Here is a 12,798-nt window from a genome sequence, read left to right on the forward strand (position 1 = left end):
CAGCAACGGAGGTCTGCAAGGTGAGTTCACCCGTGCGGCATTACACAGGAGGCGGGTTCGACGCGTCCGGCGTACCGTTCCCGCTCGTCGATCCGGTCACCGGCCGCACCGTCGGTGCGGTGCCGGAGGCGTCGCGGGAGCTGGTCGACCGGGCCGTGGCCGCGGCCCGAGCGGCGCTGCGCGGGCCGTGGGCCGCGTGGACTCCGGCGGAGCGCTCGCGGCTGCTGCACCGGATCGCCGACGGGATCGAGGCGCGCTTCGAGGAGTTCACCGCCGCCGAGTGCGCCGACACCGGCAAGCCCCGCGAGCTGGCCGCGACGGTCGACATCCCGCGCGCGATGGCCAATTTCCGCTCCTACGCGGATCTGCTGGCCGGGCGGAGCGAGCGGTCCTGGCACACCCCGACGCCCGACGGCCGGGGCGCGCTGAACTACACGGTGCGCAAGCCGCTCGGCGTCGTCGCGGTGGTCTCGCCGTGGAACCTGCCGCTGCTGCTGCTCACCTGGAAGGTCGCCCCGGCGCTCGCCACCGGCAACACGGTCGTCGCCAAGCCGTCCGAGCTGACCCCCGGCACGGCCTGTCTGCTGGCCGAGGTGATGGCGGACGCGGGCGTCCCCGCGGGCGTCTTCAACCTGGTGCACGGGCGGGGCCCGGGCGCGGCCGGGCAGTGGCTGACCGAGCATCCCGGGGTGGACGCCGTCGCCTTCACGGGGGCGTCCCGCACCGGTGTGGAGATCATGCGGGCGGCGGCGGACCGGCTGGCGCCGGTCTCGTTCGAGCTGGGCGGCAAGAACCCGGGCCTGGTCTTCGCGGACGCCGGCCTGGAGGAGGCGGTGGCGGGCACCCTGCGGTCCGCCTTCACCCACAGCGGTCAGGTCTGCCTGTGCACCGAGCGGGTGTACGTGGAGCGGCCGGTGTTCGACGCGTTCGCGGCGGCGCTGGCCGCCGGGGCGAAGGAGCTGTCCGGCTACGGGCCGATGGTGTCGGCCGCCCACCGCGACAAGGTCCTGGGGCACGTGGAGCGGGCCGTCGCGGACGGCGCCGAGGTGCTGGCGGGCGGCGGGGTGCCGCGCTTCGGGGACGGGCGGGACGGCGGCTTCTGGGTGGAGCCGACCGTGCTGGCCGGGCTGCCGGAGGACCATCCGGCGGTCCGGGACGAGATCTTCGGCCCGGTCGTGCACCTGGCGCCGTTCGACACCGAGGAGGAGGCGCTGGCCCTCGCGAACGCCGGGCCGTACGGGCTGGCCGCCACCGTGTGGACCAGCGACGTGCGCCGCGCCCACCGGGTCGCCCCGGCCCTCGACGTGGGCATCGCCTGGGTCAACACCTGGAACCTGCGCGACCTGCGCACCCCGTTCGGCGGGGTGAAGGCGTCCGGCATCGGGCGCGAGGGCGGCGACCACTCCCTGGACTTCTTCTCGGAGCCGATGAACGTGTGCGTGAAGCTGTGACGACGACACGGAACGACCCGGCGGTGCGGGACGCCGCCGAGCGCCTGGACCGGGCACGCCGCACCGGGGTGCCCTGCGCCCCCGTCCGGGACCTGCTGCCGGCCGGCGACCTGGACGCGGCCTACGCCGTGCAGTCGCTGCTGACCGGGCGCCGGCTGGCCGAGGGGCGCCGGATCACCGGCTGGAAGGTCGGCCTGACCTCGCCCGCCGTGCAGCGGCAGCTGGGCGTGGGCACCCCGGACTTCGGGGCCCTGTTCGACGACACCGCCGTGCCGGACGGCGCGGAGCTGCCGTGGGGGGCGGTGCTCCAGCCGAAGGCCGAGGCCGAGGTGGCGCTGGTCCTGGAGCGCGACCTGCCGCACGAGCGGCACACGGTGGCCGACGTGATCCGGGCGACCGCCTTCGCGCTGCCCGCCGTCGAGGTGGTCGGCAGCCGGATCCGCGACTGGGACATCACGGCCGTGGACACGGTCGCCGACAACGCCTCCAGCGGGGCGTACGTGCTCGGCACCCGTCCGGTGCCGCTGCGGGACCTGGACCTGCGGACCGCCGGGATGGTGCTGGAGCGGCGCGGCGAGCCGGTGTCCACCGGCGCGGGCGTCGCCTGCCTCGGTCATCCGCTGCACGCCGCCGTCTGGCTGGCGGACACGCTCGTCCGGCTGGGCACGCCGCTGCGGGCCGGGGACACGGTGCTGACCGGGGCGCTCGGGCCGATGGCGGCGGTGGCGCCGGGCGACGTACTGGAGGCCCGTATCGACGGACTCGGTTCGGTGCGCGCGGCCTTCGGGCCGGCCGCCGCGGAAGGAGACCCCCGATGACCCCGGCAGATCCGATGACCCCGGCAGCCCCGACGGCACCGGTGGACCCGGCGGCGCTGGCCCAGGCGCTGGACGCGGCGGCCCTGGCGGCGTGCCCGCTGCCCGGCGGCGGCAGCGGCCTCACCACCACCGCGGAGGCGTACGCCGTGCAGGAGGCCCTGCTGGCGCGGCGCTTCGCCCGGGGCGAGCGGCCCACCGGGGTGAAGCTGGGCTTCACCAGTGCCGCCAAGATGCGGCAGATGGGGGTGTCCGACCTGATCCACGGGCGGCTGACGGACCGGATGGAGATCCCGGACGGGGGGCGCTGCGACGTCTCCGGCCTGATCCACCCCCGGGTCGAGCCCGAGATCGCCTTCCTGCTGGGCGCGGTCCTCGCGCCGGGCGGAGATCCGGCGGCGGCGGTCGCGGCGGTGGCCCCGGCCCTGGAGGTCATCGACTCCCGCTACGACGGCTTCCGTTTCTCGCTGCCGGAGGTGATCGCGGACAACACCTCCGCCGCCGGGTACGCGCTCGGCCCCTGGACCCCGGCGGCCGGTCTGGGCGGGCTGCGGTCGCTGGCGAACCTGGGCGTGGCGCTGGAGGTGAACGGCCGCCCGGCGGAGACCGGTTCGACGGCCGCGATCCTCGGCGACCCGCTGCGCGCGCTGACCGCCGCCGCCCGGCTGGCCGGCCCGCTCGCCCCGGGGACGGTCGTCCTCGCCGGGGCGGCGACCGCCGCCGTACCGCTGCCGCCGGGGACGCACGTGCGGGCCGTCGTGGCCCGGCTCGGCTCCGTCGGCCTCACCACCGGGGAGGCGGCGTGATCGTCCCCGGCGCGGCGCCGCCACGCGGCCGCTTCCCGCACCTGCGGCGCGCGGGCGACCTGGTCTTCGTGTCCGGTACGAGCTCCCGCCGCCCGGACGGCGGCTTCACCGGGGCGAGCGCCGACCCGATGGGCGTCACCGACCTCGACATCCGGGCCCAGACCCGGGCGGTCCTCGACAACATCGGGGCCATCCTGGCCGCCGCGGGCGGCGGTCTGGGTGACCTGGTGTCGGTGACCGCGTACCTGGTCAGCATGAACGACTTCGGCGGCTACAACGAGGTCTACGCCGAGTACTTCGACGAGACCGGTCCTGCCCGGACCACCGTCGCCGTCCACCAGCTCCCCCATCCCCACCTGCTGATCGAGATCAGCGCGGTGGCACACCTCCCCCGGCACCCGAACGAGGAACAGCACCGATGACGATGAGACCGTTCAACCTCCAGGCGTGGATCGAGGAGCACCGCCACCTGCTGAAGCCGCCGGTCGGCAACGTGCAGATCTGGCAGGACGCCGACCTGATGGTGACGGTCGTCGGCGGCCCCAACCGCCGCACCGACTTCCACGACGACCCCATCGAGGAGTTCTTCTACCAGCTCAAGGGCGACATGGTGCTCCGCGTCATGGAGGAGGAGGGCCGGCCGCCGCGCGACCTCCACATCCGGGAGGGCGACGTCTTCCTCGCCCCGGCGCACCTGCGGCACTCCCCGCAGCGGCCGGAGGAGGACAGCATCGGCCTGGTCGTCGAGTTCGCCCGGCCGCGGGGTCACCGCGACGCCTTCGAGTGGTACTGCGTCGAATGCCACCACCTGGTGCACCGCAGCGAGGTGCAGCTCACCTCGATCGTCGACGACCTGCCGCCGGTCTTCTCCGCCTTCTACGCCGACGAGGCCGCCCGCACCTGCGGGCACTGCGGCGCCCTGCACCCGGGCAAGGACTGGCCCGAGGCGCTGCGTCCCCGCACCCGGCGCGACGAGGCGGGTGGCGCATGACCGTCGTCGACGTGCACGCGCACGTCTTCCCCGAGATCGGCCGCGCCGAGTCGCGCCGCATCACCGGCTCCGAGGACGGCCCGTGGCTGCGCACCACCGACGGGCCCGACGCCGGGATGATGATGGCCGGGGCCGCCGCGTACCGGCCGGTGCGCCGCACCCTGTGGGACCCGGCCGTCCGCGTCGCCGACCTCGACCGGCTCGGCGTCGACGTGCAGGTGCTGTCCAGCACGCCGCTGCTGTTCGGCTACGGCCTGGAGGCGGCGCGGGCCGCCGACTGGTGCCGGACCGTCAACGGGCACCTGCTGCGGTACGCGGCGCACGCCCCCGGCCGGCTGGCTCCGCTGTGCCAGGTGCCGCTCCAGGACACCGAGGCGGCCTGCGCGATGGTCACCGAGGCGATGCGGGACGGCTTCCACGGCGTCCACATCGGCAACCACCTCGGCGACCGCGACCTCGACGACGGTGCCCTCCTCGAATTCCTCGCGCACTGCGCGCACGAGGACGCGGCCGTCCTGGTGCACCCGTGGGACCTGCCGGCCGGGCCGCGCCACTCCCGGTACATGCTGGCCTGGCTGGCGGGCATGGCGGCCGAGACCCATCTGACGATCCTGTCGCTGATCCTGTCCGGCGCCTTCGAGCGGCTGCCGGCGTCGCTGCGGCTGCTGTTCGCGCACGGCGGCGGCAGCTTCCCGTACCTGCTGGGCCGGGCGGACAACGCCTGGCACCGGCGGGACATCGTGCGCGCCGACAGCCCGCACCCGCCGTCGTACTACACCGAGCGCTTCGCCGTGGACTCGGCCGTCTTCGACCCGGGGGCGCTGCGGCTCCTGGTGGACGTGATGGGTGCGGAGCGGGTGCTGCTCGGCTCCGACCACCCGTTCCCGCTGGGCGAGGAGTCCATCGGCCGGCTGGTGCGGGAGAGCGGCCTGGCGCCCGCCGAGCGGGAGGCCGTCCTCGGCGGCAACGCCGTCCGCTTCTTCGGACTGACCCCCCTGCTGAAGGAGGCCGTGCGGTGAAGGCCGCCGTCATCGGATCGGGCAACATCGGCACCGATCTCCTCATCAAGATCATCCGCGGTTCGGGGGCCGTGACCGCCGCCGCCATGATCGGCATAGACCCGGACTCGGACGGGCTCGCGCGGGCCCGCCGGCTCGGCGTCCCGACCAGCTCCGACGGCGTCGCCGGGCTGATCGCCCTGGACGGCTTCGACGGGATCGACGTCGTCTTCGACGCCACGTCGGCCGCCGCCCACCACCGCAACGCCGCCGCGCTCGCCCCGTACGGGAAGACCCTGATCGACCTCACCCCGGCGGCCCTCGGCCCCTACGTCGTCCCGTCGGTCAACCTCGACGAGCACCTGGACGCGCCCGACCTGAACATGGTCACCTGCGGCGGGCAGGCCACCGTCCCGGTCGTCGCCGCCGTCTCCGCCGTCACCCCCGTCCACTACGCGGAGATCGTCGCCTCGATCGCCTCCCGGTCCGCCGGACCGGGCACCCGCGCCAACATCGACGAGTTCACCGAGACCACCGCCCGCGCCCTGGAGCGGGTCGGCGGCGCGGCCCGGGGCAAGGCCATCATCGTCCTCAACCCGGCCGAACCGGCGCTGCTCATGCGGGACACCGTGCACTGCCTCGTCGACGACGCCGACACCGGCCGGATCGCCGCGTCGGTGCGCGCGAAGGCCGCCGAGGTCGCCGCGTACGTCCCCGGCTACCGGCTCAAGCAGGAACCGCAGTTCCGGACGCTCGCCGCCGACGACCCGCTGGTCCGGCTCGGCGGCGGCGCCCGGCTCCTCGTCTCGGTCTACCTGGAGGTCGAGGGCGCCGCCCACCACCTCCCCGCCTACGCCGGGAACCTCGACATCATGACCGCCGCCGCGCTGCGCACCGCCGAGCGCCTGGCCGAACGGAGCACGGGCCGATGACCCGCGTCTACGTCCAGGACGTCACCCTGCGGGACGGCATGCACGCCGTCTCCCACCGCTACACCCTCGACCAGGTACGGGCCGTCGCCACCGCCCTGGAAGCGGCCGGCGTCGACGCCGTCGAGGTCGCCCACGGCGACGGCCTGTCCGGCTCCTCCGTCACCTACGGGCCCGGCGCCCACACCGACTGGGAGTGGCTGGAGGCGGCGGCCGAGGTCCTGGACCGGGCCCGGCTCACCACGCTGCTGCTGCCCGGCATCGGCACCGCCGCCGACCTGCGCCGCGCCCACGCGCTCGGCGTCACGTCGGTCCGCGTCGCCACGCACTGCACCGAGGCGGACGTGTCCGCCCAGCACATCGCGCTCGCCCGCGACCTCGGCATGGACGTCTCCGGCTTCCTGATGATGTCCCACCTCGCGCCGCCCGCCGAACTGGCCGCGCAGGCCCGGCTGATGGAGTCGTACGGCGCGCACTGCGTGTACGTCACCGACTCCGGCGGCCGGCTGACGATGGACGGCGTACGGGACCGGGTCCGCGCCTACCGGGACGTCCTCGACCCGGCCACCGAGATCGGCGTCCACGCCCACCACAACCTCGGCCTCGGCGTCGCCAACAGCGTCGTGGCGGTGGAGGCGGGCGCGTACCGCGTCGACGCGTCCCTCGCCGGGCAGGGCGCGGGCGCGGGCAACGCCCCGCTGGAACCGGTGGTCGCGGTGTTCGACCTGATGGGCTGGGAGCACGGCTGCGACCTCTTCCCCCTGATGGACGCGGCCGAGGAGCTGGTCCGGCCGACGCAGGACCGGCCCGTGCGGGTCGACCGCGAGACCCTGACGCTCGGCTACGCCGGCGTGTACTCCAGCTTCCTGCGGCACGCGGAGGCGACGGCCGCCCGGCACGGGCTCGACACCCGGGACCTGCTCGTCGAGGCGGGCCGGCGGCGGCTGGTCGGCGGGCAGGAGGACCTGCTCGCGGACATCGCCCTGGACCTCGCCCCGGCGCCCGCCCGGCCCGCCGCCGGTGACGCCTCTCCCTCCCCCTCGCCCGCTCCCTCCGCCTCTCCCGACTCCGGAGCCCTCGCATGCTGACCGCCTCCGCCGGCCTCACCGGCCTCACCACCCGCGCCGCCGCGCTGGACGCCGCCGACCCGCTCGCCGCCGTCCGGGACCGCTTCCTCCTCCCGGACGATGTCGTCTACCTCGACGGCAACTCCCTCGGCGCCCTGCCCGCCGCCGTCCCGGCCGCCGTCGAGGACGCCGTGCACCGCCAGTGGGGCACCGACCTGATCCGCTCCTGGAACGCCAACGGCTGGTGGGAGGCGCCGGTGCGGACCGGCGACGCGATCGGCCGGCTGGTCGGCGCGGCCCCCGGGCAGGTCGTCGCCGGCGACTCGACCAGCGTCCAGCTCTTCAACACCCTGCTCGCCGCCGCCCGGCTGCGCCCCGGCCGCCGGCTGTTGCTGACAGACCCGGACCACTTCCCCACCGACCAGTACATCGCCGACTCGGTGGGACGGCTCCTGGGGCTCGACGTCCGCCGGGTGCCGGCCCGGGAGGCCGCCGCCGTGCTGGCCGCCGAGGCGGGGAACGTCGCCGTCGCCGCGTACGCGCCGGTCGACTACCGCACGGGTGAGCTGTACGACATGGCGGCGCTCACCGCCGCCGCGCACGCCGCCGGGGCCCTGGCGCACTGGGACCTGTGCCACGCGGCGGGCGCACTGCCCGTCGAACTCGACGCGGTGCACGCGGACTTCGCGGTCGGCTGCGGCTACAAGTACCTGTCGGGCGGGCCGGGAGCGCCGGCGTTCGCGTACGTCGCCCACCGCCACCAGGAGGGCTTCGACCATCCGCTGACCGGCTGGCACGGGCACGCCGAGCCGTTCGCGATGACGGGGACGTACACCCCGGCGGCGGACATCACCCGGGCCCGGATCGGGACCCCCGCGCTGCTCTCCCTGATCGCCCTGGAGGCGGCGCTCACCGCCTTCGACGGGGTGGAGATGACCGCCGTCCGCCAGAAGAGCCTGTCGCTGACCGGGTTCTTCCAGGAGTGCGCCGACCTCCTCCTCGACGGCCTCGGCTTCACCCGGGCCACCCCGCGCGAGCCGGAGCGCCGGGGCAGCCAGGTCGCGCTGCGGCACCCCGAGGCGTACCCGCTGGTCGCGGCGCTGACCGCCCGGGGCGTGATCGGTGACATGCGCGCCCCCGACCTGCTCCGCTTCGGCTTCAACGCCCTCTACGTGACGCACGCCGACGTGCTGCGCGCGGTGGCCGAACTGCGGGACGTCGTCACCTCCGGGGCCCATCGCGCCCCCGAGTTCCGACAACGCCCCACCGTCACCTGACCCCCGTCCGCTCTCCCGCCCCTCCCCGCCCTGCCCCGAAAGGACCGTCCGATGCGCTTCACCCGCAGGAACACGGCTCTCGCCACCGTCGCCGCGGCCGCCGTCACCGCCGGCCTGCTCGTCCCCGGCGCGTCCGGCGCGACCGGCGCGACCGCGGCGACCGCCGCCTCCGACCCGCACGTCCGCGCCGTGTGCGACGACCGCCGTCCCGGGCCCGCCGACCCGGGCGCCTACGGCATGCAGCTCGACGGCACGTTCCGGCACCCCGCGCTCACCCCCGTCGACGAGGAGTCCGACCACCCCTTCCCGGGGCGCAACGCCGCGTACGACACGCGCTCGTACATCAAGAACATGAAGGTCGAAGCGGCCTACGAGGGCACCGACTTCACGCCCGACTACTTCCACACCTGGCAGAACGTCGTCGACTTCGACGGCCGCCGCTACCTCTTCCAGTACGACCGCTCCGAGGGCCGCGTCTACGACGTCACCGACGTGCGGAAGGTGCGGGTCGTCGAGCGGATGAGCCGCGAGGACGTCGGCGGCGACGAGACCCGGGCCAACGGCGACTGGGCGGCGCACGACTACTGGGGCGCCTCCACCGTCCAGTGGAGCAAGAAGCTGAACGCCTACGTCATGGTGCAGAGCTTCGAGAGCAGGCGGCAGATCTCCGAACTCTCCGACCGTCCGCCGCTCGACAAGTACACCCACCCGGACGGCGTCCGGAAGCTGCGGGAGAAGCCGGGGCTCAAGGGCTTCAAGGTGTACCGCCTGGACGGCCCGCGCAAGAAGGACTGGAAGCTCCTCGCGACCGTCTCCACCGACTCCACCCAGGCCGACCCGCTGAGCAGCGACCCGGCCACCGCCCAGCAGGGCTCCGGTTCGATCGACGTGCCGTACTGGACGGGCGAGAAGTACATGTTCATCGCCACCGCTCCCGACGACACCTACTCCGGCACCGAGTACCCGACCAACCTCCACTCGGCCGGCTACCAGTCCTGGGACATGACCGACCCGGCGCACCCGAAGCTCCTGGACACGTGGCACCTGCCGGGCCAGCGCACCGGCGAGGACGCGGCCTACCGGCAGAACCCGCGCTGCGGCAACCGCACCAGCTGGATGGGCGCCCGGATGCCGCTGTTCCTCCCCAGGCCCGTGGAGGAGGGCGGGCGTTACGCCTTCGCCGCGATGGGCGGCTACGGCCTGACGGTCCTCGACGTCTCCGACCCGTCGAACCTGCGGACCGTGAGCCACCTCGACCTGCCGGCGTCGGTCTCGGGCACCGAGGGCGACAACATCGACGTCTCCCAGTACGAGAAGACCGGAATGATCTACTACTCCGGCTACCCGCTCACCGAGGACTGTTACGAGCCCTACAAGGACGTCTACCAGATCGACGCGAAGGACCCGAGGAACCCCCGCGTCGTCGGCGTCCTCCCGCGCCCGGTGCCGCCCAGGTCGGCCGGCATCACGGACTACTGCCAGCGGCGCGGCAGCTTCGGCCCCAAGCGGACCGGCTACTACACCAACCCCGGCAAGCACGACGCCGGCGTCCTCGGCTACGGCTTCTACAACGCGGGCGTGCAGTTCTTCGACGTGTCGGACCCGGCCGATCCGGAGATCTCCGCGTACTTCGTGCCGAAGGCGTACGGCCGCGACACGGCGGAGTACGCGTACGGCAACCAGACCCACGGGGTCTACGTGGAGTGGGACCGCAACATCGCCTGGGTCCTGACCAACCACGGCATCTACGCCCTGTCGTCGAAGGTCCTGGGCAAGCCCGACCTCGACGCCCCCGCCGAGCCGTTCCGCACCAGCGAGTTCTGACCCTCCCCCCTCTCTCTTCCCACCCCCGTGCAGAAGGGTCCCACCGCCATGGCCTCACCCAGCGACTCCGCACCCCCCGCCCCGGCGCCCGCCGACGGAGCCAGACCCGCCGACGCCCCCGGCGAGGGGCTGGTCCGCTCGCTCACCCACCGGCAGACCACCATGATCGGGCTGGGCTCCGCGCTCGGCACCGGCCTCTTCCTCGGGTCCGGCTCGGCGATGTCCGTCGCCGGGCCCGCCGTGATCGTCTCGTACGTGATCGGGGCGGTCCTGGTCGCGATCATCGCCGTGCTGCTCGGCGAGATGTCCGCCGCCCACCCCGTGCAGGGCTCGTTCGGCACCATCGCCCGCCGCTACCTGGGCCCCTGGGCCGGCTTCCTCAGCAGCTGGCTGTACTGGTTCAGCGCCGTCGTCGTCATCGGCACCGAGGTCGTCGCCTCCGCGCTCTACCTCCGCTGGTGGTGGCCGGCGGTGCCGATGCCGGTGGCGATCCTCGCCGTCGCCGCGATCGTCCTCGCGGTCAACGCGATCAGCGTGAAGTCCTTCGGCACCACCGAGTTCTGGCTCTCCAGCGTCAAGGTGACGGCCCTGTGCGTCTTCATCCTCTGCGCGGCCCTGCTGGTCCTCTTCGGGCTGCCGGACGCCGAGCCCACCGGATTCGCGCACCTCACCGACGACGGCGGCTTCCTCCCGCACGGCGCCAGTTCGATCTGGCTGGCCATGTCCGTGGTGATGTTCGCGTACGCCGGCTTCGAGGTCGTCGCCATCGCCTCCGCCGAGGCCGCCGACCCGCAGCGCACCATACGCACCGCCATGCGCCAACTGGCCTGGCGGCTCAGCTTCTTCTACCTGCTCTCCCTCACCCTGGTGCTGGCCCTGATCCCCTGGCGCCAGATGGCGGACGGCGACGGCAGCGTCGAGGCGAGCCCCTTCGTGCGGGTCTTCTCCGAGATCGGCGTGCCGGCCGCCGCGACCGTCACCAACGCGGTCGTGCTCATCGCCGCCATGTCCGCCGCCAACGCCCACCTGTACGGCGCCTCCCGGCTGCTCCACTCGCTCGGCGACGACGGCCTCGCACCGAAGCCGCTGGCCCGGCTGAACCGCCGGGGCGTGCCCGCGGTCGCGATCGCCGCGTCCACCGTGGGCATCGCGGCCGCGGCCCTGCTTGCCTTCTACGACGTCAGCGGCCTCTTCGGCATCATGATGTCGATCGCGATCTTCGCTGTGATGCTGGTGTGGCTGCTGATCCTGGCCTCGTACGTCGCCTTCCGCCGCCACCGTGCCGCGCACCCCGGCGAGTTCAACGGCTTCTCGGTGCGGGGCGGCGACAAACTGGCGGTCGTCGCGGGGCTCGGCGTCCTCGCGGTCGCGGCGACGGCGGTGAAGGTCCCCGACATGCGGCAGGCAGCCGTGATCGGCATCAATTTCACCCTCGTACTGCTCGCCTGCTACGCCCTGACGGCGCGGCGACGTCCCCAGTGATCCGGTCCGGGGACCCTCCGGTGGCGGGTCCCCGGACCGGACGCCGGCGGTCGCCGGGTCAGGCGCCGGTGGCGACGGGGTCGCAGCTGCGGAGTCCCGTGACGTGGTTGCCGTCGGTTCCGTAGCCGGCGAAGGTCGCCCAGGCGCCGGGCGCGATGACACGGCACGGGGCGGACTGGCCGTTCGTGTAGGCGACCGTGACGGCCACGGTGTCGCCGCAGCCGTTGAAGACCTCGGTGTAGCGCCAGCTCGCGTAGTACCGCACGCACTCCGGGGCCGGGTCGCCCGTCGCTGCCACGGCGGACGGGGCGCCGGCCAGCGCCAGCAGGAGGCCGGCCGCGCTCGTCACGGTGAGGGCGGCCGGTCGCACTATGTGCTTCAGGAGGTTCGTCATGCCGGGCATCCTCAAGCACGACCCACACTTGCGCAAACCCCTGCAAGGGTTTTCAGTCACGCCTGTTGAAGTGAGCCTTAACCCCTGGGAACACAGAGCTTCTTGTGCTGCAAACAGTTGCAGGACGGTCAGGCCCGGGAGGAAACGGGCTGTCCCATCCACCAGTTGCCGGTGGCGCCGGGGTCCGGGCTGGTCCAGAACTCCACGACGGCCCGGGTGAACTCGACGGGCGACAGCACGCCGTCGCCGTCGGTGTCGAGGTGGCTGAACGCCTCGGCCGCGTTCTCCTCGGTGAACCCGGGGAAGTGGCCGCGCTGGAAGGCGAGGAACTCCGCGGGGCTGATCCGGCCGTCCTGGTCGAGGTCGGCGATCTGCAGGTAGGTTTCGGCGATGCCCCCGAGCGTGGCCCTGGCGGCTCCGGGGTCCTGCGCCAGCGCGCGGGTCGCGGCGACGAACTGGTCCTTCGGGAGCCCCTGGCTTCCGGCGGGGAGGAAGGGCAGGTGCACCTCCCGCCAGATCGCCAGATAGGCGTCGACGATCCGTTCCGTCTCCGGCGAGCCCTCCGGGTGGCCGAGGGACGACGCCACCCGCCGGCCCATCGCCACGTGGTCCTCCTCCGTCAGCACACCGTCGCCGTTCACGTCGAGCCGGTCGAAACCCTGCTCGATCTTCGCTGTCAGAAAGCCCTGGCCGTCAGTCCATGCTCCTGGTGAGTACGTGCACCGGGCAGGGCGCCGGGAGACGCGCCGCCACGCGGGGAAACG

At 73.9% G+C, this 12,798-nt stretch carries 13 protein-coding genes; 11 read left to right on the top strand and 2 right to left on the bottom strand.

From position 1 onward, the window contains the following. Positions 1-32 precede the first annotated feature (32 nt). Genes ACFVQZ_RS18155 through ACFVQZ_RS18205 form a run of 11 tightly spaced genes read left to right on the top strand, consistent with a single transcriptional unit; the run spans position 33 to position 11,640 of the window. Positions 33-1,451: a 2-hydroxymuconic semialdehyde dehydrogenase gene (locus ACFVQZ_RS18155; RefSeq protein WP_321193088.1), complete on the top strand. Its 1,419-nt coding sequence runs from the start codon at positions 33-35 to the stop codon at positions 1,449-1,451. Further along, entirely contained in the window at positions 1,448-2,269 is an 822-nt protein-coding gene (locus ACFVQZ_RS18160; RefSeq protein WP_383623722.1) for a 2-keto-4-pentenoate hydratase, read from the top strand. The genes ACFVQZ_RS18155 and ACFVQZ_RS18160 overlap by 4 nt, the downstream gene beginning before the upstream one ends. Beyond that, on the top strand, positions 2,266-3,072 hold the full coding sequence (locus ACFVQZ_RS18165) for a 2-keto-4-pentenoate hydratase (RefSeq protein ID WP_383623725.1): 807 nt from the start codon (positions 2,266-2,268) through the stop codon (positions 3,070-3,072). Before ACFVQZ_RS18160 ends, ACFVQZ_RS18165 begins: the two co-directional genes overlap by 4 nt. Continuing rightward, on the top strand, positions 3,069-3,494 hold the full coding sequence (locus tag ACFVQZ_RS18170; protein WP_030496346.1) for a RidA family protein: 426 nt from the start codon (positions 3,069-3,071) through the stop codon (positions 3,492-3,494). The genes ACFVQZ_RS18165 and ACFVQZ_RS18170 overlap by 4 nt, the downstream gene beginning before the upstream one ends. After that, the gene (locus ACFVQZ_RS18175; protein WP_030496347.1) at positions 3,491-4,063 is read left to right on the top strand and encodes a 3-hydroxyanthranilate 3,4-dioxygenase; all 573 of its coding nucleotides are present in this window, start codon (positions 3,491-3,493) and stop codon (positions 4,061-4,063) included. Before ACFVQZ_RS18170 ends, ACFVQZ_RS18175 begins: the two co-directional genes overlap by 4 nt. Continuing rightward, on the top strand, positions 4,060-5,082 hold the full coding sequence (locus ACFVQZ_RS18180; protein ID WP_030496348.1) for an amidohydrolase family protein: 1,023 nt from the start codon (positions 4,060-4,062) through the stop codon (positions 5,080-5,082). The genes ACFVQZ_RS18175 and ACFVQZ_RS18180 overlap by 4 nt, the downstream gene beginning before the upstream one ends. After that, on the top strand, positions 5,079-5,993 hold the full coding sequence (locus tag ACFVQZ_RS18185; protein ID WP_030496349.1) for an acetaldehyde dehydrogenase (acetylating): 915 nt from the start codon (positions 5,079-5,081) through the stop codon (positions 5,991-5,993). The genes ACFVQZ_RS18180 and ACFVQZ_RS18185 overlap by 4 nt, the downstream gene beginning before the upstream one ends. Continuing rightward, entirely contained in the window at positions 5,990-7,078 is a 1,089-nt protein-coding gene (dmpG, locus tag ACFVQZ_RS18190) for a 4-hydroxy-2-oxovalerate aldolase (RefSeq protein ID WP_383623730.1), read from the top strand. The genes ACFVQZ_RS18185 and dmpG overlap by 4 nt, the downstream gene beginning before the upstream one ends. Next, positions 7,072-8,334 (top strand): kynureninase, encoded by a 1,263-nt coding sequence (gene kynU, locus ACFVQZ_RS18195; protein WP_030496351.1) that lies wholly within the window; start codon positions 7,072-7,074, stop codon positions 8,332-8,334. Before dmpG ends, kynU begins: the two co-directional genes overlap by 7 nt. 51 nt (positions 8,335-8,385) lie before the next feature. Then, positions 8,386-10,158, top strand: coding sequence for a hypothetical protein (locus ACFVQZ_RS18200; RefSeq protein ID WP_383623734.1), 1,773 nt, complete (start codon positions 8,386-8,388; stop codon positions 10,156-10,158). 48 nt (positions 10,159-10,206) lie between these two features. Further along, a complete protein-coding gene (locus tag ACFVQZ_RS18205; RefSeq protein WP_383623737.1) occupies positions 10,207-11,640 on the top strand; it encodes an amino acid permease in 1,434 nt (477 codons plus the stop codon). A 58-nt stretch (positions 11,641-11,698) separates the two neighbouring features. On the opposite strand, the gene ACFVQZ_RS18210 is transcribed toward ACFVQZ_RS18205, so the two are convergent. Both ACFVQZ_RS18210 and ACFVQZ_RS18215 read right to left on the bottom strand, forming a co-directional pair. Beyond that, the gene (locus ACFVQZ_RS18210) at positions 11,699-12,034 is read right to left on the bottom strand and encodes an alpha-amylase (protein ID WP_383623740.1); all 336 of its coding nucleotides are present in this window, start codon (positions 12,032-12,034) and stop codon (positions 11,699-11,701) included. A 128-nt stretch (positions 12,035-12,162) separates the two neighbouring features. After that, positions 12,163-12,675 carry an EF-hand domain-containing protein gene (locus tag ACFVQZ_RS18215; protein WP_383623743.1) on the bottom strand — a complete coding sequence of 171 codons (513 nt, stop codon included), beginning with the start codon at positions 12,673-12,675 and terminating at the stop codon, positions 12,163-12,165. Positions 12,676-12,798 lie beyond the last annotated feature (123 nt).

Source organism: Streptomyces sp. NPDC057854, from assembly GCF_042797055.1.
Taxonomy (GTDB): domain Bacteria; phylum Actinomycetota; class Actinomycetes; order Streptomycetales; family Streptomycetaceae; genus Streptomyces.